This window comes from Sphingobium sp. RS1, from assembly GCF_056156825.1.
Genome location: NZ_JBLZXE010000002.1, coordinates 1,467,098 through 1,493,052 on the forward strand (window position 1 = coordinate 1,467,098; position 25,955 = coordinate 1,493,052).

25 protein-coding genes and 1 tRNA gene are annotated in these 25,955 nt (G+C 64.0%); 7 read left to right on the plus strand and 19 right to left on the minus strand.

What is annotated here, in order from left to right:
• Positions 1–126: 126 nt before the first annotated feature.
• The 3 genes from pnp to truB all read right to left on the minus strand — a co-directional run bounded on the left by pnp (position 127) and on the right by truB (position 3,893).
• Positions 127–2,472 carry a polyribonucleotide nucleotidyltransferase gene (gene pnp / locus ACNHGR_RS08695; protein WP_475285448.1) on the minus strand — a complete coding sequence of 782 codons (2,346 nt, stop codon included), beginning with the start codon at positions 2,470–2,472 and terminating at the stop codon, positions 127–129.
• 177 nt (positions 2,473–2,649) lie between these two features.
• Positions 2,650–2,919 (minus strand): 30S ribosomal protein S15, encoded by a 270-nt coding sequence (rpsO, locus tag ACNHGR_RS08700; protein ID WP_184266312.1) that lies wholly within the window; start codon positions 2,917–2,919, stop codon positions 2,650–2,652.
• On the minus strand, positions 2,916–3,893 hold the full coding sequence (gene truB, locus ACNHGR_RS08705; protein ID WP_475285450.1) for a tRNA pseudouridine(55) synthase TruB: 978 nt from the start codon (positions 3,891–3,893) through the stop codon (positions 2,916–2,918). The genes rpsO and truB overlap by 4 nt, the downstream gene beginning before the upstream one ends.
• A gap of 60 nt (positions 3,894–3,953) precedes the next feature.
• Between truB and ACNHGR_RS08710 the strand changes: the two genes are divergently transcribed.
• Positions 3,954–4,649 carry an HAD family hydrolase gene (locus tag ACNHGR_RS08710; RefSeq protein ID WP_475285452.1) on the plus strand — a complete coding sequence of 232 codons (696 nt, stop codon included), beginning with the start codon at positions 3,954–3,956 and terminating at the stop codon, positions 4,647–4,649.
• Here ACNHGR_RS08710 and ACNHGR_RS08715 read toward each other — a convergent pair.
• From ACNHGR_RS08715 to rimP, 10 genes are all read right to left on the minus strand, one after another.
• The gene (locus ACNHGR_RS08715) at positions 4,642–5,193 is read right to left on the minus strand and encodes a GNAT family N-acetyltransferase (RefSeq protein ID WP_475285454.1); all 552 of its coding nucleotides are present in this window, start codon (positions 5,191–5,193) and stop codon (positions 4,642–4,644) included. The two genes, ACNHGR_RS08710 and ACNHGR_RS08715, sit on opposite strands and share 8 nt — an antisense overlap.
• Positions 5,190–5,768, minus strand: coding sequence for a thymidine kinase (locus tag ACNHGR_RS08720; RefSeq protein ID WP_475285456.1), 579 nt, complete (start codon positions 5,766–5,768; stop codon positions 5,190–5,192). The genes ACNHGR_RS08715 and ACNHGR_RS08720 overlap by 4 nt, the downstream gene beginning before the upstream one ends.
• Before the next feature lie 207 nt (positions 5,769–5,975).
• Positions 5,976–6,872 carry an alpha/beta hydrolase family protein gene (locus ACNHGR_RS08725; protein WP_475285458.1) on the minus strand — a complete coding sequence of 299 codons (897 nt, stop codon included), beginning with the start codon at positions 6,870–6,872 and terminating at the stop codon, positions 5,976–5,978.
• Positions 6,873–6,886: 14 nt separating this feature from the next.
• Positions 6,887–7,276 (minus strand): type II toxin-antitoxin system VapC family toxin, encoded by a 390-nt coding sequence (locus ACNHGR_RS08730; RefSeq protein WP_184266331.1) that lies wholly within the window; start codon positions 7,274–7,276, stop codon positions 6,887–6,889.
• A complete protein-coding gene (locus ACNHGR_RS08735; RefSeq protein ID WP_475285460.1) occupies positions 7,276–7,545 on the minus strand; it encodes an AbrB/MazE/SpoVT family DNA-binding domain-containing protein in 270 nt (89 codons plus the stop codon). The genes ACNHGR_RS08730 and ACNHGR_RS08735 overlap by 1 nt, the downstream gene beginning before the upstream one ends.
• A 31-nt stretch (positions 7,546–7,576) precedes the next feature.
• On the minus strand, positions 7,577–7,978 hold the full coding sequence (rbfA, locus tag ACNHGR_RS08740; RefSeq protein WP_184266337.1) for a 30S ribosome-binding factor RbfA: 402 nt from the start codon (positions 7,976–7,978) through the stop codon (positions 7,577–7,579).
• Positions 7,979–8,026: 48 nt separating this feature from the next.
• Positions 8,027–10,657 carry a translation initiation factor IF-2 gene (infB, locus tag ACNHGR_RS08745; RefSeq protein ID WP_475285463.1) on the minus strand — a complete coding sequence of 877 codons (2,631 nt, stop codon included), beginning with the start codon at positions 10,655–10,657 and terminating at the stop codon, positions 8,027–8,029.
• 83 nt (positions 10,658–10,740) lie between these two features.
• Positions 10,741–11,403: a DUF448 domain-containing protein gene (locus ACNHGR_RS08750; protein ID WP_184266343.1), complete on the minus strand. Its 663-nt coding sequence runs from the start codon at positions 11,401–11,403 to the stop codon at positions 10,741–10,743.
• A 198-nt stretch (positions 11,404–11,601) separates the two neighbouring features.
• Complete coding sequence (nusA, locus tag ACNHGR_RS08755) at positions 11,602–13,173, minus strand: transcription termination factor NusA (RefSeq protein WP_475285465.1); 1,572 nt, start codon at positions 13,171–13,173, stop codon at positions 11,602–11,604.
• Positions 13,174–13,187: 14 nt separating this feature from the next.
• The gene (rimP, locus tag ACNHGR_RS08760; RefSeq protein WP_184266349.1) at positions 13,188–13,712 is read right to left on the minus strand and encodes a ribosome maturation protein RimP; all 525 of its coding nucleotides are present in this window, start codon (positions 13,710–13,712) and stop codon (positions 13,188–13,190) included.
• 186 nt (positions 13,713–13,898) lie between these two features.
• Between rimP and ACNHGR_RS08765 the strand changes: the two genes are divergently transcribed.
• Positions 13,899–15,038, plus strand: coding sequence for a PQQ-dependent sugar dehydrogenase (locus ACNHGR_RS08765; protein WP_475285468.1), 1,140 nt, complete (start codon positions 13,899–13,901; stop codon positions 15,036–15,038).
• Between the two features lie 71 nt (positions 15,039–15,109).
• Entirely contained in the window at positions 15,110–15,874 is a 765-nt protein-coding gene (locus ACNHGR_RS08770) for a hypothetical protein (RefSeq protein WP_475285470.1), read from the plus strand.
• A gap of 34 nt (positions 15,875–15,908) precedes the next feature.
• On the opposite strand, the gene ACNHGR_RS08775 is transcribed toward ACNHGR_RS08770, so the two are convergent.
• From ACNHGR_RS08775 to tpiA, 3 genes are all read right to left on the minus strand, one after another.
• Complete coding sequence (locus ACNHGR_RS08775) at positions 15,909–17,540, minus strand: CTP synthase (protein WP_475285472.1); 1,632 nt, start codon at positions 17,538–17,540, stop codon at positions 15,909–15,911.
• A gap of 90 nt (positions 17,541–17,630) precedes the next feature.
• Positions 17,631–18,017, minus strand: coding sequence for a preprotein translocase subunit SecG (secG, locus tag ACNHGR_RS08780; protein ID WP_475288369.1), 387 nt, complete (start codon positions 18,015–18,017; stop codon positions 17,631–17,633).
• Between the two features lie 215 nt (positions 18,018–18,232).
• A complete protein-coding gene (gene tpiA, locus ACNHGR_RS08785; protein WP_184266363.1) occupies positions 18,233–18,994 on the minus strand; it encodes a triose-phosphate isomerase in 762 nt (253 codons plus the stop codon).
• 202 nt (positions 18,995–19,196) lie between these two features.
• Here tpiA and ACNHGR_RS08790 point away from each other — a divergent pair, with 202 nt between their 5' ends.
• From ACNHGR_RS08790 to ACNHGR_RS08800, 3 genes are read left to right on the plus strand one after another with little or no spacing between them, the layout of a single operon-like run.
• Positions 19,197–21,146: a peptidylprolyl isomerase gene (locus ACNHGR_RS08790; protein ID WP_475285474.1), complete on the plus strand. Its 1,950-nt coding sequence runs from the start codon at positions 19,197–19,199 to the stop codon at positions 21,144–21,146.
• A gap of 10 nt (positions 21,147–21,156) precedes the next feature.
• Positions 21,157–22,683: an anthranilate synthase component I gene (trpE, locus tag ACNHGR_RS08795; RefSeq protein WP_475285476.1), complete on the plus strand. Its 1,527-nt coding sequence runs from the start codon at positions 21,157–21,159 to the stop codon at positions 22,681–22,683.
• Positions 22,684–22,711: 28 nt separating this feature from the next.
• On the plus strand, positions 22,712–23,122 hold the full coding sequence (locus ACNHGR_RS08800) for a hypothetical protein (protein ID WP_475285478.1): 411 nt from the start codon (positions 22,712–22,714) through the stop codon (positions 23,120–23,122).
• A 10-nt stretch (positions 23,123–23,132) separates the two neighbouring features.
• Here ACNHGR_RS08800 and ACNHGR_RS08805 read toward each other — a convergent pair whose 3' ends face one another.
• The 3 genes from ACNHGR_RS08805 to ACNHGR_RS08815 all read right to left on the minus strand — a co-directional run bounded on the left by ACNHGR_RS08805 (position 23,133) and on the right by ACNHGR_RS08815 (position 24,774).
• Positions 23,133–23,858: an extensin-like domain-containing protein gene (locus ACNHGR_RS08805; protein ID WP_475285480.1), complete on the minus strand. Its 726-nt coding sequence runs from the start codon at positions 23,856–23,858 to the stop codon at positions 23,133–23,135.
• 3 nt (positions 23,859–23,861) lie between these two features.
• On the minus strand, positions 23,862–24,632 hold the full coding sequence (locus ACNHGR_RS08810; RefSeq protein ID WP_475285482.1) for an NUDIX hydrolase: 771 nt from the start codon (positions 24,630–24,632) through the stop codon (positions 23,862–23,864).
• 66 nt (positions 24,633–24,698) lie between these two features.
• A tRNA-Ala gene (locus ACNHGR_RS08815) sits at positions 24,699–24,774 on the minus strand.
• A gap of 236 nt (positions 24,775–25,010) precedes the next feature.
• Between ACNHGR_RS08815 and ACNHGR_RS08820 the strand changes: the two genes are divergently transcribed.
• Positions 25,011–25,940 (plus strand): DUF2171 domain-containing protein, encoded by a 930-nt coding sequence (locus tag ACNHGR_RS08820; protein WP_475285484.1) that lies wholly within the window; start codon positions 25,011–25,013, stop codon positions 25,938–25,940.
• The last annotated feature ends 15 nt before the right edge of the window (positions 25,941–25,955 follow it).

Here is a 25,955-nt window from a genome sequence, read left to right on the forward strand (position 1 = left end):
AAACGGGGCGCCCTGCTGACCGGACACCCCGTTTCATGCGTCGTTCGATCTTGCGACCGGGACGATGCTTTTTTGTTTTTCACATTCTGCAAGCCGTCGGCTGTTCCCGCCGACTTCAGAATGTTCTTAGTCCTGGGTCAGGAAGTCGGGCAGACCGCCCGGCGCCGGACCGTCGTCATTGCCGCCTTCGCTGCGTTCACGACGGGGACCACGGTCGCCACCATCACGGCGCGGACCACGATCGCCACCGCGACCGCCACGGTCACCGCCATCACGACGCGGACCACGGCCACGGTCGCCCCGATCCCCACGGCCTTCACCACGGTCACCGCGCGGTTCACGCGGTTCGCGGGCCGGACGAGTGTCTTCCAATTCGGCGCCGGTTTCCTGATCGACGACGCGCATGGACAGGCGAACCTTGCCGCGCGGATCGATTTCGAGAACCTTGACCTTCACTTCCTGGCCTTCCGACACGACGTCGGTCGGCTTTTCGACGCGCTCATTCTTCATTTCGCTGACGTGGACGAGGCCGTCCTTGCCACCCATGAAGTTCACGAACGCACCGAAATCGACGATGTTGACGACCTTGCCGGTGTAGATCTTGCCGACTTCGGCTTCCTCGACGATGCCGAGAATCCACTTCTTCGCGGCTTCGATCTGGGCGATGTCGGACGAGCTGATCTTGATGATGCCTTCGTCGTCAATGTCGACCTTCGCGCCGGTTTCGGCGACGATTTCGCGAATGACCTTCCCGCCGGTGCCGATGACGTCGCGGATCTTCGACTTGTCGATCTGGATCGTCTCGATGCGCGGGGCATGGGCCGAAAGCTCGGTGCGGGTCGAGGACAGCGCCTTGCTCATCTCACCCAGGATGTGCGCGCGGCCTTCCTTGGCCTGACGCAGCGCGACTTCGAAGATTTCCTGCGTGATGCCGGCAACCTTGATGTCCATCTGCATGGTGGTGATACCTTCTTCGGTACCGGCCACCTTGAAGTCCATGTCGCCCAGATGATCCTCGTCGCCAAGGATGTCGCTGAGGACAGCGAAATTCTTGCCTTCCAGGATCAGGCCCATGGCGATGCCCGACACGGGGCGCTTCAGGGGCACACCGGCGTCCATCATCGAGAGCGAACCGCCGCAGACGGTGGCCATCGAGGAAGAACCGTTCGATTCGGTGATGTCCGAGAGGACGCGGATGGTGTAGGGGAACTCGTCCTTGCTGGGCAGGACGGGGTGCAGCGCACGCCATGCCAGCTTGCCATGGCCCACTTCACGACGACCCGGCGCGCCGAAGCGACCGACTTCACCGACCGAATAGGGCGGGAAGTTATAGTGCAGCATGAAATTTTCATAATGCAGGCCGGTCAGGCCGTCGATCATCTGCTCGGCATCCTTGGTGCCCAGCGTGGTGGTGCAGATCGACTGCGTTTCACCGCGCGTGAACAGGGCGGAACCATGGGTACGCGGCAGGAAGCCGACCATCGCTTCGATCGGACGGATCTGCGTGGTGGTACGGCCGTCGATGCGCTTGCCGTCCTTCAGGATGGCACCGCGCACGATTTCGGCTTCCAGCTTCTTGGTCAGCTTGATGCCGGCCATCACGGTCTGGGCGTCCAGGCCTTCGGCGGTGAAGGATGCCTTCGCCTTGGCGCGGGCTTCGTTCAGGGCGTTGGAACGGGCCGACTTGTCGGTCAGCTTGTAGGCGGCCGTGATGTCCTTGCCGATCAGCTTCTTCAGCTTCTTCTTCAGGTCTTCCAGGTTATCGCCCTTGGCGACTTCCCACGGGTCCTTCGCCGCCTTTTCGGCCAGATCGATGATCGCGTTGGCGACCTTCTTCGACGCTTCATGCGCGAACAGGACGGCGCCCAGCATGACGTCTTCCGACAGTTCCTTGGCTTCGGATTCGACCATCATCACGGCGTTGCCGGTGGCGGCGACGACCAGGTCGAGTTCGCCGGTCTTCACTTCGTCAAGGCTCGGGTTGAGCTGATATTCGCCATCCTTGTAACCGACGCGGGCAGCGCCGATCGGGCCCATGAAGGGCACGCCCGACAGGGTCAGCGCGGCCGACGCGGCGATCATCGCCACGATATCGGGTTCGCTTTCACCGTCGAACGACAGAACCTGCGCGATCACGTTGATTTCGTTGTAGAAACCTTCGGGGAACAGCGGGCGGATCGGGCGGTCGATCAGGCGGGAAACCAGCGTTTCCTTTTCCGTCGCGCCACGTTCACGCTTGAAGAAGCCACCCGGAATGCGGCCAGCAGCCGAATATTTTTCCTGATAATGGACGGTCAGCGGGAAGAAGTCCTGACCTTCCTTCACGCTCTTGGCGGCGGTTACGGCGCACAGCACCACGGTTTCGCCATAGGTCGCCAGAACGGCGGCATCGGCCTGACGCGCGATACGACCGGTTTCGAGGGTCAGCGTCTTGCCGCCCAGCTCGATCGAAACTTTCTTTACATCGAACATGTGTATTTTCCTTCGCCCACCTGGCCCTATTGCCGGGCGGGGCCTGTCATGCGGACTAAACCGGCCCGCATCGGTTTCGGGACATCATCTGGTCCCTGATATGCAACAGGGCGCCGGATTGCGCCCCATTCCAGAATCGGAAACGGCCCCGAATGGGGCCGTCCCTTATTAGCAGGCTTACTTGCGCAGGCCCAGCTTGGTGATGAGGTCGGTGTAGCGACCCGCATCCTTCTTCTTCAGATAGTCCAGCAGCGAACGACGCTTGTTGACCAGCATCAGCAGGCCGCGGCGGCTGTGGTTATCCTTGTGATGACCCTTGAAATGCTCGGTCAGGTTGGTGATGCGTTCCGTCAGGATCGCAACCTGGACTTCCGGCGAACCGGTGTCACCCTCAGCGCGGGCATATTCCTTGATAAGCGCTTCCTTGCGCTCGGCAGTGATCGTCATCTGTCTTCTTCCTTCGGCATCAGGTTAAATCCACGCACTACCCGGATGTCTCCGTCCTGTGCTTCGACCAGCGCCACGGGAATATCCCCGTCGAACGCCAGATGAAGACCGGTGGCAATGTCGGACCCCGACAGCACCTTCCCCTGTCGGAGAGCCAGTGCGTCATCGGGAGAGACTGCAAGAGCCGGGATGTCGTCCAGCCCTGCGGTCAACGGCAGCATAAGTCCGCCGATTGCGCCGCCCCTAGCAGCTTCGTCCAGTTTGTCCAGCGAAATCGCGGTTTCCAGCGTGAACGGCCCGGCCTTGATCCGCCGCAGCATGGTGACATGGCCGACCGTGCCCAGCGCCAGCGATATGTCGCGGGCTAGGGAGCGGATATAGGTGCCCTTGGACACATGGGCGGTAAGGGTGACGGAGGCCAGCCTATCTTCCTCCGTTCGGTTCGAGCCCGTCGAGAACCCTTGCCCTGCGTTCTCGACACGCTCGAACCGAACGGGGGTAAGTGCATGAATAGTAACACTGCGCAGCTTCATTTCGACCGCCTCCCCCTTGCGGGCGAGGTCATAGGCGCGCTGGCCATCGATCAGGATAGCGCTGTAAGCCGGCGGCGCCTGCTCGATCGGGCCAATGAAGCGCGGCAGGATGGCTTCTACATCGGCGAGCGCAGGAAGATGATCGCTTTCCGCAATCACTTTCCCCTCCAGATCGAGCGTGTCGGTCTGCGTGCCGAACGCGATTGTAAAATCGTAGATCTTGTCGCTGTCGAGCATCCGCCCGGCCAGCTTGGTCGCTTCCCCCACCGCGATCGGCAGCACGCCGGTCGCCAGCGGATCAAGCGTACCGCCATGGCCGACCTTCCATTTTTCCGTTCCGCCCAGCACTTCCCGCTGGGTCCGCAACGCGCGCTTCACCGCGCTCACTGCCTGCGTGGAACCGAGGCCATGGGGTTTGTCGAGAATGATCCAGCCGTGCATGGCGGCGCGCTTACCCCTCCGCCCCTGTCCTGTCAGCCCTTAATGCGTTAGTGGACCGCCATGACCATCAAGCTCATCTGCCTCGATGCCGACGACACGCTCTGGCACAATATGCGCCATTTCCACGCGACCGAAACTGCACTGTTCGACATGCTACGCCCGTTCGCCGCCGCCGATGTGACCCGCGAACGCATGATCGCGTGCGAAATTCGCAATCTGCCGCTCTATGGCTACGGCGCCAAGGGCTTCACTCTCTCGATGATCGAGACGGCGATGGACCTGGCGGGCGACAAACTCTCCACCGAAACGATCAGGGGAATATTGGCGGCGGGCCGGGCCTTGATGGCGCATCCCGTCGACCTGTTCGACGGCGTCGAAGACACGCTGGAGCGGCTTGCAAAGATTGCTCCGCTGGTGCTGGTGACCAAGGGCGACCTGCTCCATCAGGAAAGCAAGCTGGCCGCGTCGGGCCTGGGCGACCTATTTTCCGGCATCGAAATCGTCAGCGACAAGAAAGTGGACACGTTCCGCACGCTCTTTTCGCGTTGGAATATCGCCCCGCAAGAAGCGGTAATGGCAGGCGATTCCATGCGTTCCGACATATTGCCCGCGTTGGAAGCCGGGGCATGGGCGGCGTTCATTCCACAGGATGGCGCATGGGTGCATGAAAGCGCCCCTGCCCCGACCGATCATCCCTGCTTCACGCAACTGGAGCGCCTCGCCGACCTGCCGGACTGGATCGCGGCAATCAGTTGATCCGCGCGCGCCATTCATCGGCCAGGATCGAATAGATCACCGTATCGCGGACATGCCCGGTCCATGTGATGCGCTGCTTGCGCAACACGCCCTCGCGCACCGCGCCCAGCTTCTCCACCGCCTTTTGCGACCGGACATTACGCTGGTCGATGCAGAATTCGATGCGGGTAAAGCCACAATCCAGCGCGCGGCCGATCAGCAACGGCTTGATCCGGCCATTCAGGCCCGTGCCGCGCGCCGCCGGCGTCATATAGGTGCCGCCCAGTTCCAGCCAGTTGTCGGCCGCATGGACGCGCAGGAATCCGGACATGCCGACAGGCGCTCCATCGGCGCGGATCAGGAAAGGAAAGCGGTCAGGGTTGGCGATGGTCGCGTCGAATATCGCGTCGAAATGATCCCCCGACCAGTTGGCCGGAAAAATCTCCCACACCGGATCGTCCATCGGGCACAGCGGGCGCAGCGCCTCGCGATGCTCTGCCCGCAACTGCTCCAGATACAGGCCCGGCACGTCGATCGGCGCCAGCAATTGCTTCATCCGGTTCATCCCTGCATCTGCTCCACAAAATGCCGGCGACACAGCGCCACATAACGGTCGTTGCCGCCAATCTCTGTCTGGTCGCCCTGCCGGATCGCCCTGCCCGCGCCATCGACGCGCAGGTTCATCGTCGCCTTGCGCCCGCATTCGCAGATCGTCTTGATCTCGCTCAGCGTGTCGGCCAGCCCCAGCAGCGCCGCACTGCCGGGGAAAAGCTGTCCCTGAAAATCGGTGCGGATGCCGTAGCAGAGGACCGGGATGCTGAGCCGGTCGCATACCGCACCCAATTGCCACACCTGCGCCTCGGTCAGGAACTGCGCTTCGTCCAGCAGCACGCAGGACAAAGGCGTCGCCTGATGCTGCGCGGCGATGGCGGCAAAGATATCGACCTGCGGATCGAACAAATGCGCGCCCGCCTCCAGCCCGATGCGCGACACGATCCGGCCATGGCCGTAGCGATCGTCCAGCGCGGCGGTCCACAACATCGTGTCCATGCCGCGCTCGCGATAGTTGAAGTCCGATTGCAGCAGGGTGGTCGATTTCCCCGCATTCATCGAGCTGTAGTAGAAATAGAGTTTCGCCATGCCCCTGCGCATAGAGCGATTTCACGGCAGATGGAAATATCCGTGCAAGACGGACATGGATTGGCGCGAATCCTCACCCTACACCGTTCGGCCCTTCGGCTTTGCCCAGGAGAGCTTGTCGAAGCCCCTTCTTTCTTATCAACACTGAAAGAAAGGACTACCCTTCGACAGGCTCAGGGCGAACGGGTGCCATTCGCGGCTTGGAATCTACCGAATGGTCGGCGCCACGCCCGCCAGGAATCGCACCAGCGCATCGGCCAGCGCGATGCGGCTGTCGGAGAAGCTATGATCGGTCGGCCAGACCATCAGCCGCGAATCCGGGTTGGCGCCCTGCGCATCGGCAGCGACCTTGCGCGCCATGGCGCCAATCCCCCGCTCCGCCCCGATGATAGTCAACGGGCGGCGGGCATAGCCGGCCAGCCGCCGGCCCAGATCGAACTTCTGTCCATCCGCCTTGATCTCGCCGGTCAGGCTTTCATAGGTCGCCCCATGGAGCGGCGGCAGGTCGCCCGCCACTTCCGCCTTCCAGCCCGCCTCGCCCTCGGCACTGGCCAGCGACGCGACGGTCTGCGCCGGATCCCAGGGGTCGATCAGGAACAGACCGGCGACGCGCGGATCGGCGGCGGCGGCATCGGCCGCCATGAAGCCGCCCATGCTGTGCCCCGCGACCGCGATCGCGCTGGTATCGATACGATATTTCGCCACGATCGAGGGCTGTTGCAGATATTGCAGGGCGGCGAAGGCGTCGTCCGATGCATGGCCGAAGGAAAAGGTGCCGGGGCTGCCCCACGACCCGCGATAATGCAGCGTCAGCACATTCCACCCGGCCCGCCGCGCCGCCTGCGCCAAGTCCAGATTCTGCTCATTGCCGGGGAAACCGTGGAGCAGCAGCAGCGTGGGATGGATGCCCGATCCGGCGGCGGTATACATCACCGCATTCATCGCCCCATCCTCGACCGGGATGACGAAGGCGCTCATGCCGGCGGGATGGGCAGCGTCGGGTTTCGGATCAGCGATGACGGCGGGATGGATGGCGGGCTGTTTGGCGATGGATGGTGCGGCCGCGCAGGACAGCAGAGCGCAAGATAACCAGAAAGCCCGCATGATGTAATCCCCGATCATATTAAGGTGATGACGGCGACAGGCGCCGAATCCCCCACCCGTTTTTCGATCTGCCGATCAAATGTCAGAAACGCGTCCGCGTCGCCAGCCATGGACAGGTGCATCATATCCGCAAAATCGGCGCCGGCGGAAAACCGGTCCAACACCCAATCCATTCCGGCGGGCACGCCGATAGCTTCGGGCAAATCCACAACGTCGCGAAAGGCCGCTTCTATTCGTTCGCGCGGCCAGTCATAGCCGGCACGCAACACCCATTCCGTCTCGACCAGCACGGTTGGCAAGATCAAGAATCCCTGACTGAGCTGTTCGGCGGCAGTGGTAGCCTGTACCGGATCATCGCCCGTCAGGAAGCGCACCAGCACATTGGTGTCGATCGCGGCCGCCATCAATCCTTGCGCTCGCGAAACACACTCGCGACTGCCTCGTGCATTGCCTCGACGGACAGTGGCGGCCCCTGATGCTGATAGCGTGACCGGATGCAAGCCATGATCTCGTCAAAGCTGCGGCCGGATTTCCTATGCCGGGGCCTCAGCAACACCCCGCCGCCCATCGGTACCACGTCCAGCACTTGTCCCGGCGCAAGGCCAAGCTGGTCGCGCACATCCTTGGGGATGACGACCTGGCCTTTTGCCGACAGGGTGGTCTTGGCGTTCATCGCGGTAAGATGCGTCTTACCGTCGACCGAGTCAATCTTCGCCCTCGTCCGGCGTCAAGTCGCGCGCAACCTTGGGATCGCGCAGCAGCTTGTCGATGTGGCTGCCTTCGTCGAAGCTCTCGTCCGCCAGGAATTTCAGCTTCGCCGCATATTTCAGGCGAATGCGGTGCGCGACTTCGCGTTGCAGATAGGCAGTATTGGTCCGCAATGCCTTGAGCACCGCTTCCTCATCCTGCCCCAGCAGCGACTTGATGAAGACGGTCGCGTGGCGCAGGTCGGGCGACATGCGCACTTCGGTGACGCTGACGACATGTTTCGCCAGCACATCGTCATGCACGTCGCCGCGCTGGAGAATGTCCGACAGGACATGGCGCACCTGCTCACCTACGCGCAGCAGGCGGACGGAGGGGCCTTCGGATTGTTGTTGGGCCATAAATAATCCACGTCACCCCAGCGTTTGCCGGGGTGACGCACTTTCCTGTTACAGCGTGCGCTGACGCTCTTCGACCTCGAACAGTTCCAGCGTATCGCCGACCTTGATGTCGTTCGTGTCCTGAAGGACCGCACCGCACTCCATGCCGGCGCGCACTTCGGACACATCGTCCTTGAAGCGACGCAGCGACGCGATGTTGGTGCGCGACACGATGACGTCCGACCGGGTGAGACGTGCCGACAGCCCCTTGCGGATGATGCCGTCCAGGACGAGCAGACCAGCCGCCTTGTCCTTCTTGCCTGCCGGGAACACCTGAAGCACTTCGGCACGACCCACGATCGTTTCGATGCGCTCGGGCGCCAGCTGGCCCGCCATTTCGCCACGCACTTCTTCAAGAAGGTCGTAGATCACGTCATAATAGCGCAGCGAGATCTTCTCGCGCTCCGCCAGCTGACGCGCCTTGGCATTGGGACGCACGTTGAAGCCGATCAGCGGCGCGCGGCTGGCGGCAGCCAGCGTGACGTCGCTTTCGGTGATCGCGCCGACGCCCGAATGCAGGATGCGCACCTTGATCTCGTCGGTCGAAATCTTGTTGAGCGACGACACGATCGCTTCGACCGAACCCTGCACGTCGCCCTTCACCACCACCGGATATTCGATGACGGTGGTGTTCAGAGCCGAGAACATATGTTCGAAGCTGGTCGGCGCCGTGGTGGTGCGCTTCTTGGTTTCCTGTTCCTGACGATAGGCGGCAACTTCGCGGGCGCGGGCTTCATTTTCCACGACGGTCAGCTGATCGCCGGCCTTGGGCACGCCGGACAGGCCCAGCACCTCGACCGGAGTCGACGGCCCTGCGCTCTTCACCTGCTGGCCCTTGTCGTTGACCAGCGCGCGCACCTTGCCGCTTTCCGAGCCGATGACGAAGGTATCGCCGATCTTCAGCGTACCCTTGCGGACCAGCACGGTGGCGACGGCGCCACGGCCCTTGTCCAGCTGCGCCTCGATCACATTGCCTTCGGCCGAGCGATCGGGGTTGGCGGTCAGCTCCATGACTTCGGCCTGAAGCAGGATCTTCTCGATCAGTTCGTCGAGGCCGGTCTTCTTGAGCGCGGACACTTCGACATCCTGGACGTCGCCGCCCATGTCCTCGACCACGATCTCATGCTCCAGCAGGCGCTCGCGCACCTTCTGCGGATTGGCTTCGGGCTTGTCGCTCTTGTTGATCGCCACGATCATCGGAACGCCGGCCGCCTTGGTATGGTTGATGGCTTCGATCGTCTGCGGCATCAGGCCGTCGTCGGCCGCCACCACCAGGATGACGATGTCGGTGACGTTGGCGCCACGGGCGCGCATTTCCGAGAAAGCCTCGTGACCCGGCGTATCGAGGAAGGTGATGACATCGCCCCCCTTGGTCGTCACCTGATAGGCGCCGATATGCTGGGTGATGCCGCCGCTTTCGCCGGCAACCACATCGGTCCCGCGCAGCGCGTCGAGCAGCGAGGTCTTGCCATGGTCGACATGGCCCATGATCGTCACGACTGGCGCGCGATGCTTCAGCGTTTCGGGCGCGTCAGCCTCGCCTTCCATGCCGATTTCGACGTCGGCTTCGGACACGCGCTGGATGCGGTGGCCGAATTCCTCGACCAGCAGCTCCGCCGTATCCTGATCGATCGGCTGATTGAGCGTGACGGCCGTGCCCATCTTGAACAGGGCCTTGACCAGGTCCGCGCCCTTTTCGGCCATACGGTTGGCCAGTTCCTGAACCGTGATGCTTTCGGGCACCACGACGTCGCGGACCTGCTTGTCGCGCGGCTGGGCACCGCCGGCATAATGGGCACGACGTTCCTTTTCACGGGCGCGCTTGAGCGCAGCCAGCGAACGGGCGCGAGCGCTGTCGTCATCGGCCAGCGCCTTGGTGACGGTCAGCTTGCCGGACTGGCGACGATTATCCTCGCCCTTCTTGGCACGATCGGGCTTGGCCGGCTCGGGGCGCTTGGCCGGGGTAACCGGGGTGAAGCGGCGCGGCGGCGGCACGGCAGCGGCCGTGCTGGCGGGGCGTTCGGCCGTGTTGGCCGGCGCGGCAGCGGGTGCTGCTGCGGCAGGCGCGGTTTCAGCTTTGGCCGGCGCAGCCGCTGGTGCAGCAGGTGCCTCGGCAACCGGCTGCGGCGCGGATTCTTCGACGGGGGCAGGCGCAGCAGCAGCCGCGGCTTCGGCGGCTTCGGCCGCCTGGCGATTTTCCTCGGCGCGGCGCTTTTCTTCCTCGCTGGCGGCAAGGCGCGCGGCATCTTCACGACGGCGCGCATCTTCCAGCGCAGTCATGCGGGCCTCTTCGGCCTCACGCAGCAGCTTGGCCTGCAATTCCTGACGCGACATCAGGCTCTGCGGCGGCGCCTGCCGCACGGGGGCGGGCTGGGGCGCGCGGGTCTGTTGCGGCGCAGGGGCAGCGGGGCGCGGCGCGACGGGCGCCGGTGCGGGCTGTTCGGCCTGGGGCGCAGCCGCAGGCGCGCCACCGGTCGTCTCACCGGGCTTGCCCAGGACGCGGCGCCGCTTCACCTCAACCACGACCGTATTCTTGCGGCCATGGCTGAACTGCTGCTGCACCTGGCCGGATTCCACGGTCCGCTTGATGCCCAGCGGCTTGCGACCCAGAACCGGCTTGTCTTCCTTGCTGTCACTCATACGATCGAACTTAACCCTTCACTTCCGCTTCGGCCGGATAGGCCCGCCGACGCCCTTCTATCTTCAATGCTGCCGGGCAATGCCTAATCAGGGACGGCCGGCGCATCAGCGGAGACATGCTCCTCATGCACTGGCGCCCCGTTAGCGCAACCCAGATAGCTTTCCAAGCGGCCTATGGCCGCGCGCAGGCGCGAAGCTGCCCGCGAGTCGGTCACCGCGATATGGACGACATTATCGCGCCCCATTGCCATAGATAGGGCGTCGCGGTCCACAGGCAAGGTGATGCCTGCCAAATCCGTACCTTCCGCTTCCTGTCCGACCCGATAGGCCTGGTCCAGCTTGCGATTGCCGTCCGCCGCCGCATCGCCGGCGTGGAGCAGCAATTGTACCTGCCCCTTGCGGCAGGCGACATCGATTTTTTCGGAACCGGTCAGCAGCATGGAGGCCCGCGCCTCCAGCCCCAGCCGGTCGAGCAGCGCCTTGCGCAACCCCGCCTCGATCATGTCGGGCAGGGAATCAGGAATCAGAAGCGCGCCGTCCTTGAACGACCGGGCGAGCGCGCCCTTCAGCTTGCCCTTGGCCAGCGCCGTTTCCAGTTCGGCCCGCGACACACCGACCCAGGCACCCCGCCCCGGCGCCTTGGCGCGGATGTCGGGCAGCACCTGTCCTTCGGGGCCTATGGCCAGCCGGATCAGCGTTTCGGGATCGGCGCGGTCGCCGGTCAATATGCATTTGCGTTCGGTCATGCGTGCCCCTCCGCCAAAACGGATGAAAGGGCAAGACCAACGCTGTCGAGGAGCGCTATTCTCTCATCGGGGAGTGTCCGCAACATTGGCGTCCTCCCTTGTTAGAGATTTAACATCGACAGCCGCCAGCACGCCCGGCCGCTGCATGAGCGACCGGGTGCAATATGCTGACAGGATGCCGACAAAAGCCATGGAGACTTACGCTTCCTCTTCGAACCAGTGCGCGCGGGCGGCCATGATGATCTCATTGCCCTGCTCGTCGCTCAGGCCATAGGCGGCCAGGATGCCACCCTTGTCGTCGCTGTTGCTGTCCGACTTGCGGCGACGCTGGTCGACGCGCTTCTTCTGCACCAGTTCGTCGGTGGCGAGGTCGGCCAGATCGTCCAGCGTCTTGATGCCCGCCTTGCCCAGCGTGACCAGCATCGCTTCGGTCAAATGCGGCATGTCGGCCAGCGCATCCTCGACACCCAGAGCGGTGCGCTCTTCGCGGGCAGCCTGTTCGCGGCGTTCCAGCGCTTCCTGCGCACGGCTCTGCAGCTCGGCGGCCAGTTCCTCGTCGAAGCCTTCGATCGCAGCCAGTTCGTCCACCTCGACATAGGCGACTTCTTCCAGTTCGCCAAAGCCTTCGGCGACCAGCAGCTGCGACAGCGTCTCGTCCACGTCCAGTTCGTTCTGGAACATTTCGGAACGGGCGACGAATTCCTTCTGGCGCTTCTCGCTGGCGTCGGCTTCGGTCATGATGTCGATCGCCTTGCCGGTCAGCTGGCTGGCGAGGCGGACATTCTGGCCGCGACGGCCGATGGCGAGCGACAGCTGATCGTCAGGTACGACGACTTCGATACGCTCTTCTTCTTCATCGATGACGACGCGGGCGACCTGTGCGGGCTGCAAAGCGTTGACGACGAACGTCGCGGTATCTTCCGACCACGGAATGATGTCGATCTTTTCGCCCTGCATTTCCTGCACGACGGCCTGCACGCGGCTGCCCTTCATGCCGACGCAGGCGCCAACCGGATCGATGCTGCCGTCGCGGCTGATGACGCCGATCTTGGCGCGCGAACCCGGATCGCGGGCGGCGGCCATGATGGTGATGACGCCGTCGTAGATTTCGGGGACTTCCTGCGCGAACAGCTTCTTCATGAACTCGGGATGCGCGCGGCTCAGGAAAATCTGCGGCCCGCGATTTTCGCGGCGCACGTTCAGCACGACCGAGCGGATGCGGTCGCCGACGCGCACGACTTCGCGCGGGATCTGCTGATCGCGGCGGATCACGCCTTCGGCGCGGCCAAGGTTCACGACGACATGGCCGAACTCGACCGACTTGACGACGCCGGTGATGATCTCACCCACGCGGTCCTTATATTCCTCGAACTGGCGCTCGCGCTCGGCGTCGCGCACCTTCTGAAAGATGACCTGCTTAGCCGACTGGGCGTCGATGCGGCCCAGGTCGATCGGGGGCAGCGGATCAACGATGAAGTCGCCGATCACGGCGTCCTTCTTCAGCTTCTGCGCCTGCTTCAGGTCCACCTGCTTGAAATAGTCGTCAACCGCCTCGACCACTTCGACGACGCGCCACAGGCGCAGGTCGCCACTGTCCGGGTCCAGCTTGGCGCGAATGTCGTTTTCGGCGCCATAGCGGGCGCGCGCGGCGCGCTGGATCGCGTCTTCCATCGCCTCGATGACGATGGCCTTGTCGATCATCTTTTCGCTGGCCACCGAATTGGCGATGGCGATCAGTTCGGCCCGATTGGCGGAAATGGCGTTGGCCATGACTTTATGAACCCTTATTCTTCGGTTTCAAATTCATCCGCCCCATCGGAAGAGAGCGGCATGCTAGCAGAAATCAGCTTGTCGGTCAGCACCAGCTTGGCGTCGCCGATCAGCGAAAACGGAATGGCGACATCGCCGGCCTTGGCGTCGGTGAAGAGGATATCCTCTCCCTCCACGCCATTCAGGATGCCACGGAAACTCTTGCGACCCTCGACGATTTCGGTCGCGTTGATCTTGGCCTCATGCCCGGCCCATTCGAGGAAGTCGGACAGGCGGGTCAGCGGCCGGTCTATACCGGGCGAGCTGACTTCCAGGCGATAGGCTTCCTCGATCGGGTCATGCTCGTCCATCACATCCGAAATGCGGCGCGAGATGGTGGCGCAATCCTCGATGACGAGCTGCTTCGTCTTCGGATTTTCCGCCATGATCTGAAGCGTATATTCGTCGCCCGACCCGAAAAGCTTGATGCGCACAAGGTCGAAGCCCAAAGCCTTCACCTCAGGTTCGATCAGCGCGGTCAGTTCGGCGATGTCCGCCATGCAGTCTCCGGAACAAATATGTGCGTCTTCCCGCGCCGCGAGCTGGTTGCCCGCGACCCTGACATGTTTGACGATGTAAGGAAGCATTGCCGATATAGGCGAGCCGCGAAAAATCTGCAACATTATTCGTGCCCGTTCATTTTCCGCGCACCTTCCGCGCCCACCGCCCCACCATGGAGACGATAGATGCGCCATTTGACGCTCGCCGCCCTGCCCCTCCTGCTGATCGCCTGCTCCGGCGACGGCGCCAGCAGCCAGACCACCTCGGCCACTGCCGGCGACAAGCCGTTCAAGACCTCTATCATCGCCGACTTCGATTCGCCCTGGGCGATGACCTTCCTGCCCGACGGTCGCGCGCTGGTGACGGAGAAAGCCGGCGAAATGATCCTGTTCGATCCGAAGAACGGCACCAAGATTCCGGTTGCGGGCATCCCGAAAGTCGACAGCGCAGGGCAAGGCGCGCTGATGGACGTCGTCCTCTCGCCAACCTTCGCCAAGGACGAGGCCGTCTATTTCAGCTTTTCCGAGGAACGCGACGGCCTTAAGGGCGTGGCGCTGGCCAAGGGCGCCTTCCATCAGGCAAGCGACGGCACGACAAAGCTGGACGGCGTGACCGTCATCTTCCGCGCCAGCCCCTATGTGGATGGCAATGGCCATTATTCGGGCCGCATCGCCTTCTCGCCCGATGGCAAATATCTCTTCTTCACCAATGGCGAACGGCAGAAGTTCGATCCGGCGCAAGATCCCAAGTCCACGCTGGGCAAGGTGCTGCGCCTCAATCTCGACGGCACGCCGGCTGCGGGCAATCCGCTGGCCGCCAAGGGGTTCAACCCCGCCATCTGGTCCTATGGCCATCGCAACCTGCTGGGCCTCGCCTTCGACAAGGATGGCCGGCTTTGGGAACAGGAAATGGGGCCGAAGGGCGGCGACGAGGTCAACCTCATCAAGCCCGGCCTCAACTATGGCTATCCCAAAGTCTCGAACGGCAGCCATTATGATGGCCGCGACATTCCCGACCATGCACCGGGTGACGGGTTCGAAGCACCCAAAGTCTGGTGGAACCCGGTCATTTCGCCTGGCGGCCTGCTCCATTATTCGGGCGACCTCTTCCCGCAGTGGAAAAACTCGCTGTTCATCGGCGGCCTGTCCAGCCAGAGCCTCATCCGCGTGAAGCTGGACGGCGAAAAGGCGGAAAAGGCCGACCAGTGGGACATGGGCGCCCGCATCCGTGAAGTCGAGCAAGGCCCGGACGGCGCACTCTGGCTGCTGGAGGATGGCGGGGACGGATCGCAGGGCCGGATGCTGAAACTGACGCCTGCCGGCTGACGCAGGGCGCGCCCTTCAAAGTCCCTTAACCCCTGTTGCCTATCGCAAGCGGCAACAGGGGGGACTATTCCATGCTGCGATTCTTGATACCGGTCGGCCTGCTGGCGGCGGCCATTTTCTATTTTGGCGGCTTTTTCAATTCCGGCTATTCGCGCGATGTCGAGCGGCCGGTGCAGGAGGTCATGGCCAGTCTGGAAGGGCTGGACGTCCGCAAGGAACCGGGATCGCCGGGCACCGACCCGTCGCGGTCGGGCGGCGTGCTGCCCGACTTCAAGCTGGAGCGCGAACCGGGCAAGATGACCTGGCTGGTCATGGCGGGCGACAAGGTCGCCACCCGCATGATTGCCACGCTGGAACCGATCAAGGATGGCGCCGCGACCCGCATCACCGCCTCGGTCGAACGGGGCGACGCGCCCGACGACATCACCTCCCCCGCCTTCCGCTCGGAAAAGATCACGCTCGGCCTGTTCGCCGCGGCGCTGGAAACACAGGTCAACAAGCTGACGATGGCCTGGGGGCCGCATTGCGACGAACTGGCCGAGCAACTGCTGAGCGGCGGCCCTGCCCCCGGATCGGACGACCGCTCTTCGCTGGGCGCCGCCATCGGATCGACCTCGCGCGACATCATGCGTCTGGGCGCGATGGACACCAAGCTGCGCGCAGCCGGTTGCGATCCGGCGCAACGGTCGAAGGACGCCGCACCCTTCCAGATAAACGAACGGATGGGCGGCGCGCCTGCCACCATGGACGCACCCGTCATGCCGGACGGACCGCCCGCTCATGATGCACCGCGCTTCGAACCGGGCAAGCCGATGCTCGATCCGACCGTGCACTGAAACGAAAACGGGGCCTCGCAGGCCCCGTTTCCTTTTATACCAGCCGGCTCTGCTTCACCGCCGCCGCGATGAAGCTGGCGAAGAGCGGATGCGGATCGAACGGCTTGGATTTCAGTTCCGGGTGGAACTGCACGCCCACGAACCAGGGATGATCGGGCCGCTCGACGATTTCGGGCAGCGTGCCGTCCGGCGACATGCCCGAGAAGATCAGCCCGCCCTTTTCCAGCGGCTCGCGATAGCTGGCATTCACTTCATAGCGATGGCGATGCCGTTCGCTGATGTCGTTGCTGCCATAGATGCCGGCGACCACGCTGTTGCCGGTCAGCTTGGCCGGGTAAGCGCCCAGACGCATGGTGCCGCCCAGATCGGTGTCGGCGGTCCGCTGTTGCAGGCCTTCCTTGCTCATCCATTCGGTGATGAGACCGACGACCGGTTCCGACGTTTCGCCAAATTCCGTGGTGGAGGCATCAACGATGCCCGCCGTGTTCCGCGCGCCTTCGATACAGGCCATCTGCATGCCAAGGCAGATGCCGAAGAAGGGCACATTGCGTTCGCGCGCGAACTTGACCGATTCGATCTTGCCTTCCGACCCGCGCACGCCAAAGCCGCCGGGGACCAGGATGCCATGCATCGGTTCCAGGCTGGCGACGATGTCGTCACCCTTCTCGAACAGTTCCGCGTCGATCCACTTGACGTTGACCTTCACCCGGTTGGCCAGGCCACCATGGTTCAGCGCCTCATAGAGCGACTTGTAGGCGTCGAGCAGGCCGACATATTTGCCGACCACGCCGATCGTGACTTCGCCTTCCGGGTTCTGGCGACGATCCATGATGTCGTCCCAGCGGTCCATCCTGGGCGCGGGTGCATCGTTGATGCCGAATGCGCGCAGCACTTCGGCGTCCAGCCCTTCGGCATGGTACTGATGCGGCACGGCATAGATGCTGCTGGCGTCGAGCGCGGGAATGACCGCTTCGGGCCGCACGTTGCAGAACAGCGCGATCTTCTTGCGCTCGCTGTCCGGCAACGGATGCTCGCAACGGCACAGCAGGATGTCGGGCTGGATACCGAGCGACGTCAGGTCGCGCACGCTGCGCTGGGTCGGCTTGGTCTTCAGTTCGCCAGCCGCCGCAATGTAGGGCACCAGCGTCACATGGACGAAGATCGACTGGCCGCGATCCAGATCATTATGCAGCTGGCGAATCGCTTCCATGAAGGGCAGCGATTCGATGTCGCCCACCGTGCCACCGATTTCGCAGAGTACGAAGTCGAGGTCTTCGGTATCGGCGGTGGCGAATGCCTTGATCTCGTCGGTGACATGCGGGATGACCTGCACCGTCGCGCCCAGATAATCGCCGCGCCGTTCGCGCTGAATAATCGTCTGATAGACGCGGCCCTGTGTCACATTGTCCGACTGGCGGGCAGAAACGCCGGTGAAGCGCTCATAATGGCCAAGGTCGAGATCGGTTTCCGCCCCGTCGTCGGTCACATAGACTTCGCCATGCTGATAGGGCGACATCGTGCCCGGATCGACGTTGAGATAGGGGTCGAACTTCCGGATTCGCACACGGAAACCTCGCGCCTGCAGCAGCGCTGCGAGCGATGCGGCCATAAGGCCCTTGCCAAGCGAGGAGACCACGCCGCCGGTGATGAAAATATACCGCGTCATGGGAAGAGAGGCTTAGCCTTTCGGAACAACAAAGGGCAAGCGCGCGAATCCACGCGCGCTTGAAAAAAGATCGAAAGATCGACGGAAAGTTTAGTTGGCGAGCGGAACCGCGCCATTGGCGGCCGAAGCCGGTGGCGTTGCGGAAGCCGCATTGCTGGCAGCGCCAGCCAACGGGTCGGCATTCGGCGCCGCCGGGGCACCCTGCGTGGCCGGAGCCTGCTTCACCAGCGAGGTGTCGATGTCGCTTGGCGCATGACGCACCGCGGCGATCACTGCCATCACGACAGACAGCAGCACGAAGATGCTGGCCAGCACCGTGGTCGAGCGGGTCAGGAAATCCGCCGCGCCGCGCGCCGACATCAGGCCCGCCGGGCTGCCGCCCACGCCCAGACCGCCGCCTTCCGACTTCTGCATCAGGATGACGGTGACCAGCAGGGCGGCGACGATCGCCTGTACGACGAGAAGGAAGGTGAACATGGCGACAAAGTGTCCGGTCAAATGGGTGCGTTGGCGCGCACATAGCGACGATGGCGCGCGGGGGCAACCGCGCCTTTGCTCCCCTCCCTCTCAGGGAGGGGTTGGGGGTGGGTCGCGAGCGCAGCGAGCGCTGAAACAGAGGCGAACTTGTAAGCGATTGCTTTCGCAATCGCACCCACCCCAACCCCTCCCTGGGAGGGAGGGGCTTTTCTATTTTAGGCCGCCGCCGCCAGCCTGCCGTCGGCCGCCTCGATGATCGGCGCGAACTTCGCCGCGGTCAGGCTTGCCCCGCCCACCAGTCCGCCGTCGACGTCAACGATGGCCATCAGGTCGGCCGCATTGTCGCCATTCATCGACCCGCCATAGAGAATGCGCATCTTTTCGGCCTCGGCCCCGATCCGGCTGCCAAGCGCTGCGCGCAAAGCCCCATGCATGGCGGCCACCGCCTCCATCGTCGGGATACGGCCGGTGCCGATCGCCCAGATCGGTTCATAGGCAATGCTGAGCCAGTCGGCCGCCGCGCCCTCGGGCAGCGAAGCCAGCAACTGCGCCGACACGACAGCCTCGGCATCGCCCGCGTCGCGCACGTCCAGGCTCTCGCCCACGCACACTATCACCTTCAGGCCCGCCGCCTTCGCCGCCAGCGCCTTGGCAGCGACATCGGCGTCGCTTTCGCCCTGGTCCTGCCGCCGTTCGCTATGGCCGACGATGGTCCAGCTCGCGCCCGCTTCCGCCAGCATCGCCGCCGACAGGCAGCCGGTGTGTGCGCCGTTGCCCTGCATGTGGCAATCCTGCGCGCCGATGAAGGCCGCACCCTTCTGCGCGTCGGCGGCAGCGATCAGCGTGGCGGGCAGGCACAGCCCGACATCCACGTCGCCATGCTCGGTCGCCAGCGCGCCGATGGCCGCCACTTCGCCAAGCTGGGCCTTCAGCCCGTTCATCTTCCAATTGCCGACAACCAGCTTGCGCCTGCTCATCCGCTTGTCCCCTGTATTTATTGCTGCACGATGCGCCTGACCGGTCCGCCGCGCCCCATTGAGGGGCTGCGTCTCCATCGGATCGTCCGGGCACAGGAAAAGGCGATGGACGGCACTCGCGCATTTGTCCAGTCCAAGCCTTGCCGCCGCGCGCATCCGCCCTTAAAGCGGGCCGCCACACAGCCGCAGTTCCGGAACCCCCATGCTTTCTGTCTTTCGCAGCTTCATCCGCTCCAAGTTCGGCGCCATCTTCGCCATCCTTTTCCTGGGGGTGATCGCCGCAGCCTTCATCATGGGCGACATTACCAGCGGCAAGTTCGGCGGGTCCATCGGCGGCGGCGGCACCGCGGCCAAGGCCGGCGGCTACAAGCTTTCCGAATCCGAATTTCAGGATCGCGTCCAGCGCGTGTTCGAAAATGCGCGCAAGTCCAATCCGGGCATGCAGATTGCGGATTTCTTCGCTCAGGGCGGCGCAACCCAGGTTTATGATCAGTTGGTCGCCTCGCTGACGTTGCGCGCCTTCGCCGACGATCAGGGCGTGCATATCTCCAAACGGCTTGTCGATGCGCAGATCGCGCAGATCCCCGCCTTCCAGGATGCAGCCGGCAATTTCAGCAACGATAATTTCCGCGCCCTGCTGGCCCGCGAACGCCTGTCCGAACAGGCGCTGCGCGACGATATCAGCCGCGAAATTCTCCAGCGCCAGTTGCTTGCCCCGGTCGGCCTTGGCGTGAAGCTCAACGACAGCCTCGTCCTGCCCTATGCCTCGCTGCTGCTGGAAGCGCGTCAGGGCACGGTTGCGGCCATCCCGGCCGTCGCCTTCCTGGACGAAAAGAACCCGACCGACGCGCAACTGGCCGATTTCTACAAGAAGAATGCCAGCCGCTACACGATCCCCGAACAGCGCCGCATCCGCTACGCGGTGATCGACGCGGAACGCTTTGCGCAGGCGGCCCAGCCGACCGACGCGGACATCAGCGCCTATTATAACCAGAACAAGGCCCTCTACGCGGCCAAGCAGAGCCGCAGCATCGAACAGCTGGTGCTGCCGACGCAGGCCGGTGCCAAGGCGATCGCCGATCAGGTGAAGGCCGGCAAGAGCCTTGCCGACGCCGCCAAAGGCGCCGGCCTCGCCGCCTCCACCGTCTCCGACCAGAGCCGCGAGGCGCTGACCACGTCGGCCGGCAAGTCCGTCGCCGACGCCGTCTTCGCCGGCAAGCAGGGCGACCTCATTGGCCCGGTCCGCGGTTCGCTCGGCTGGCTGCTGGTGCGCGTCACCGCCGTCAAGGAAACCCCGGCCCGTCCGATCACCGCCGTGCGTGAGGAAATCGTCGCTGCCCTGCGCGTGCAAAAGGAAAAGCAGCTTCTGACCGACTTCACCGGCAAGATCGAGGATGCGATCGCCGACGGCGGCACCTTCGATGAGGTGGTCAAGGATAATGGCCTGAAGCTGGAAACCAGTCCACTGGTGCTGGCCACCGGCAAGCAGGTCAAGGATTCGGCCTTCACCGCCGGCCCGGACCTTCAGCCGCTGCTCGCCCCGGTCTTCTCGATGACTGCCGACGATGACGCGCAACTGATCCCGATCGCCGCCGACAAGCGCTATGCACTCGCCGCGCCGGGCGAGATCGTCGCCGCCGCTCCGCCGCCGCTGGCCGAGGTCAAGCAGCTGGTCGTCGCTCAGTATAAGCTGAACGAAGGCAGCCAGAAGGCAAAGGCGCTGGCCGAGCAGATTCAGGCGAAGGTCGCCAAGGGCGCGAAACTGGCCGACGCCATCGCGCAGGCCGGCGTCAAGCTGCCCGCGCCGCAGATGCTGGGCGGCCGCCGCGCCGACATCATGCGCGGCGAGCAACGTCCCCCGGCAGAGGTCGCCATCCTCTTCTCGATGGCCGCCAACACCGTGAAGACCCTGCCGATCGGTCAGGATCGCGGCTATTTCGTCGTGCAGCTCAACAAGATCGAGCGCGGCGATGCCAAGGGCCAGCCGGAGCTGCTGAATCAGGTCCGCACCCAACTGTCCGAAGTGGTCGGCCAGGAATATGGCCAGCAGTTCGAACGCGCTGTCGAAAAGGAACTGAAGGTCACCCGCAACCCCAACGCCGTGGCGCAGGTGCGCAGCGCGCTGGCCGCCAACAATAGCGGCGAGCAGTAAGGTGGCAGCCATGGGGGGAGACAAGGACGGCATCGCCACGGCACGCGCCGCGCTGGCACGGGGCGAATCGGCTCTGGTGTGGAAAAGGCAGATTGCCGACACCGACACGCCGATTTCCGCCGCGCTCAAATTGTTCGAGCCGGATCGCGGCGACTATCTGCTGGAATCGGTCGAGGGCGGCGCCGTGCGCGGCCGCCACAGCCTGATCGGCCTTGCCCCCGACCTCGTCTTCCGCGCCAATGGCCAGCAGGCGGAAATCAACCGCCAATGGGCCAGCGATCGCAATGCCTTCGTGCCGCAGGACAAGGGTTCGCTCGACGCATTGCGTGATCTGGTTGCCGAATGCCGCGCCCATATGGACCCGGCCCTACCCGCCGCGCTCGCCTGCCTGGTCGGTTATTTCGGTTATGAAACGGTCGGACTGGTGGAGAAACTCCCTCGCCCGGCCGACAATCCGATCGGCGTGCCCGACATGCTGTTCGTGCGCCCGACCGTGATCCTGGTCTTCGATCGGCTGGCCGACGCCCTCTATCTGGTCGCCCCGGTCTGGAAGGGCAGCTTCACCCCAGAAGGAAATGGCGCCGATAAGGCGATAGAGGCCGCGCTGGAGCGGATCGACGCCACCGCCGCCCGCCTCGCCGCCCCCCTGCCCGCCATCCCCGCACCGGCCGACATTGCCGATGTCGATGTCACGCCGGTGCTGGAACCGGGCCGCTATGCGCAGATGGTGGACAAGGCGAAGGATTATATTGTCGCCGGCGATATCTTCCAGGTGGTGATCGCCCAGCGTTTCACCAGCCCCTTCACTCTGCCGCCTATCGCCCTCTATCGCGCGCTGCGGCGGATCAATCCGTCACCCTTCCTCTATTATCTCGACCTGCCCGGCTTCGCGCTGATCGGTTCGTCGCCGGAAATTCTCGTGCGCGCCCGCAATGGCGAGGTCACGATCCGGCCGATCGCCGGCACCCGCCCACGCGGCAAGAATGCCGTGGAGGACGCCGCCAATCGCGAAAGCCTGCTCGCCGATCCCAAGGAACGGGCGGAGCATCTGATGCTGCTGGATCTCGGCCGCAACGATGTCGGCCGCGTCGCCTCTGCCGGATCGGTCACGGTGACGGAAAGCTACAGCGTCGAATTTTACAGCCATGTCATGCACATCGTGTCGAACGTCGTCGGCCGCCTGCGCGATGACAAGGATGCGATCGACGCGCTGTTCGCCGGCTTCCCGGCCGGCACAGTGTCCGGCGCGCCCAAGGTCCGCGCCTGCGAGATCATCGCCGAACTGGAACCCGAAACGCGCGGCGCCTATGCTGGCGGCGTCGGCTATTTCGGGCCGGACGGCAATATGGACAGTTGCATCGTGCTGCGCACCGCCGTGCTGAAGGACGGCGTCATGCATGTGCAGGCGGGCGCCGGCATCGTCGCAGATTCGACCGCCGAATATGAACAGCGCGAATGTGAAGCCAAGAGCGGCGCCTTGTTAGCAGCCGCGCGCGAAGCGGTAAGCCTGGCACGGGAAGCGCAGTTCGGGCAGTAACCCACATCAAGCCCGGGGACAGAGGCAGATGGGCAAGACCGGTGGAACGGTAGCCAGTGTCGCGCTGTGGATCGTGTTTGGCGGGATCGGCGCGCATTTCTTCGGTGCTGATGGTTTCCTGCTGATATTCCTGCTCTGCGTGCTGCTTTTGGCCATCACCCTGAAATTACGCGACACGATCAGACGGCGGCATTTCAAGCAGGCACTCGCCTCCATCGAAGACAAGGATGAGCAATCCATCCGCTTTGACGGCGCGCCTGCTCAGCTAGCCGTTGCGACTAACATCGGACAGTCAAAGGGTTGGATAGCGGAAACCTTGCCGCAAGCGGACAAGCGATGCGGCAGTATCCGCTTCACAGCCAGCGAAGGGGCCGTTTCCCCACAGGCTTTCCTGCAAGCACTGATCGAAGCCGATCTTGTGCAAAAGATCGCCCCCTGATCTGTCGCGTTCACCGACACGCCCGCCACCCCATCGCGCCGCGCTCCGCCTGATCCAGATGGAAATGGTCGCGATGCGCGGCATTATAATCCGGTGACAAGACTGTCGAAAACAGCCCGCACGCCCCGTCTCGCACCGCGCGCAGAAAGGCCGCGTCCTTCCCGGTCCCGTTCCAGTCCTTAAGCACGCGCACCTGCCGCCCATCCTTCAGCACGAAGGCGGCTACGTCGATCGCATCGGCGGTCGCATGCTCACTGAAATCGCCCCGACTGCGCCCGTACATCCGACGGCAACTGTAACTGCCGAAATGGCGGATCGATCGCACCGGCTGACCATAGATGCGCTGCGCGGCCGGCTGCACCACCTGCCATTCCCATAGCTTCAGCGCAGCCACCACCGGGCAGGATGGCGCCACCGCCGCCGGCACCCACCCAATCGCCTCGCTATCAGCCCGCAGCCGCACCGCATCGGCATAACGGCACTGGTCCGCCCCGCCCGGCGCCATCGCAACATAATCCACCCCCGCCCGATCGAGCAGCGCCCGACACCCCGCCGCATCGCCGGTCAAGGCCGCCAGCTTGCGTCCGGTGAAAAGCCCAACCGGCTGGTCCAGGTCCACCGCCGTCCAGGGCAGATCCTGCGGCCACTGCCGCATCGCGCTATAAGCCACCAGCGCAAGGCAGGCAAAAGCCGCCAGCCAGAGCAGGCGGCGCAGGATCAGATGCAATCGTCGCACAGATCACGCACGCCGGACCTGACGCATGGGTTCCGCCGTAACCGGATACCCCAGATGATCGGGGATGCAGAGATGCAGTTCGCCATCCCGCTCCTCCCGCCATGGCCGCACCTTCTCGACCGGATAGGCCTGCGCGTCGGCAACCAGCGCGGCATGGTCGCCATGGCGCGCCAGCCTTTCCAGATTGCGCCGCGTCGGGAAGACCAGTTGCGCCTCGCCCGCCGCCGCCTTCGCCAGCGTATCGGCCGCGCTGCTCCAGCACAGGCGTACATTTTCGGTCGTGTCGACGCTGGCCACCTGCCCCTGGGGCGCGCGGGCGATATAGAAGCGCGTGTCGAACACTCGCCGCGCCTGCTCGAATGGCGCGGGATGCCAGCGCGCAAAGGGCGTCAGCGCATCCAATGCAACGCCCAGCCCCAGTCGCCCCAGCATCTCGCCCAGCGTGCGCCCGTCATGCAGACCGTCGCGCAGCCGCAGGACCGCCGCCGCATCCACCGCGCCGACCAGACCGATCCCCAGCCCCGCTTCCTCGATCGTCTCGCGAATGGCGGCGATCCGCGCCGCCGCCTCATCGGGCGCCAGCCCATGATTGATCCGCGCCGCCAGCGCATGATCCGCCTCATCCACCGCGCCGCCGGGAAAGACCAGCGCACCGGCGGCAAAGGCCATGCTCGATGCCCGCTCCACCATCAGCAACTCGGGCGGTCGACCCGGCCGGTCCCGCACGATCACCACGGTGGCGGCCGGACGGCCCGCATCATTTTCATCTGTCATGAATACCGCTCTAGGCGCTTCGGGCGCTGGCGGTAAAGTCCTTCGAGACAACCCCGTGTGAGGGGTTGGTGGAGCCTAGCGGGATCGAACCGCTGACCTCGTCATTGCGAACGACGCGCTCTCCCAGCTGAGCTAAGGCCCCCGAAGGAGCGCTGCCTATAGGATAGGGTTTTGACCCATGCAACAGCATTTTGCGCAAAAATCGCCGCCATCGGCTGATCTGGATCAAGTCCGTGGAAAAGCGCGGGATTCCGGACACGACAGAGCGCCCGTTCGGCGGGATGTTACCCCTGCGTAACGCCCGGAACGATGGCCCCGTCCGGTCATTGATGCCCCGTCGACGCCATGCAAGGCGTCACCCAAAGAAGGAGAAGGACGATGGGTTATCAAGGCGGACGCCGCTATGGCGGCGATGACCGTTATGGCAATTGGGACCGTGGCGATCGCTATCGCGCCCAGCGCGATTATGGGCGCGGCGACCAGGGCTATCGCTATGGCACGCGCGGCCAGTTCGGCGGCCCCGACCTGCGCCGTCCCCCGGCCGACTATGATTATGAGGATCGCGGTTTCTTCGATCGCGCCGGTGACGAGATTCGCAGCTGGTTCGGCGATGAGGAGGCGGAACGCCGCCGCGAATATGACGAATATTATAACCGCCCCTATGGCGACCCGCGCGACCAGTCGAGCCGCCTTGGCTATGCCAGCGCCGCACGCAGCGATTACCTCCCCAATCGCGGCTATACCCCTTATACCGGTGAGCGTAGCGGCTATGCCAGCGAGGATCATCGCGTCCGCGCCTTCGGCCCACAACAGGACTATGGCGCCCATCATGACAGCAATTATCACAGCTGGCGCCAGCAGCGGATCGACGAGCTTGACCGCGACTATGCGGAATATCAGCGCGAAAATCGCGATCGCTTCAACAGCGAGTTCGGCACCTGGCGCACCCGTCGCGGCGAACAGCGTCAGGCGATCGGGCAGGTGCAGGAACATCAGGAAGTGGTCGGCAGCGACGGCGAGCATGTCGGCACTGTCGACAAGCTACGCGGCGACCGCATCATCCTGACGAAAAGCGACAGCGATGCCGGCGGCGTCCACCATTCGATCCCGTCGAACTGGATCAAGTCAGTCGACGCGACGAAGGTGACACTGGAAAAGACCGCCGAGCAGGCGCAAGACGCCTGGCGCATCGAACGGGAGCAGAATGCCCTGTTCGGCGATCGGGACAAGGATCGTGGCGATCGCGGCAGCTGGACCGGCGAAGGCTACGCCAGCAGCACAAGCTATAGCGGTACGCGCTATCGCTGAACGTCGACACTATGA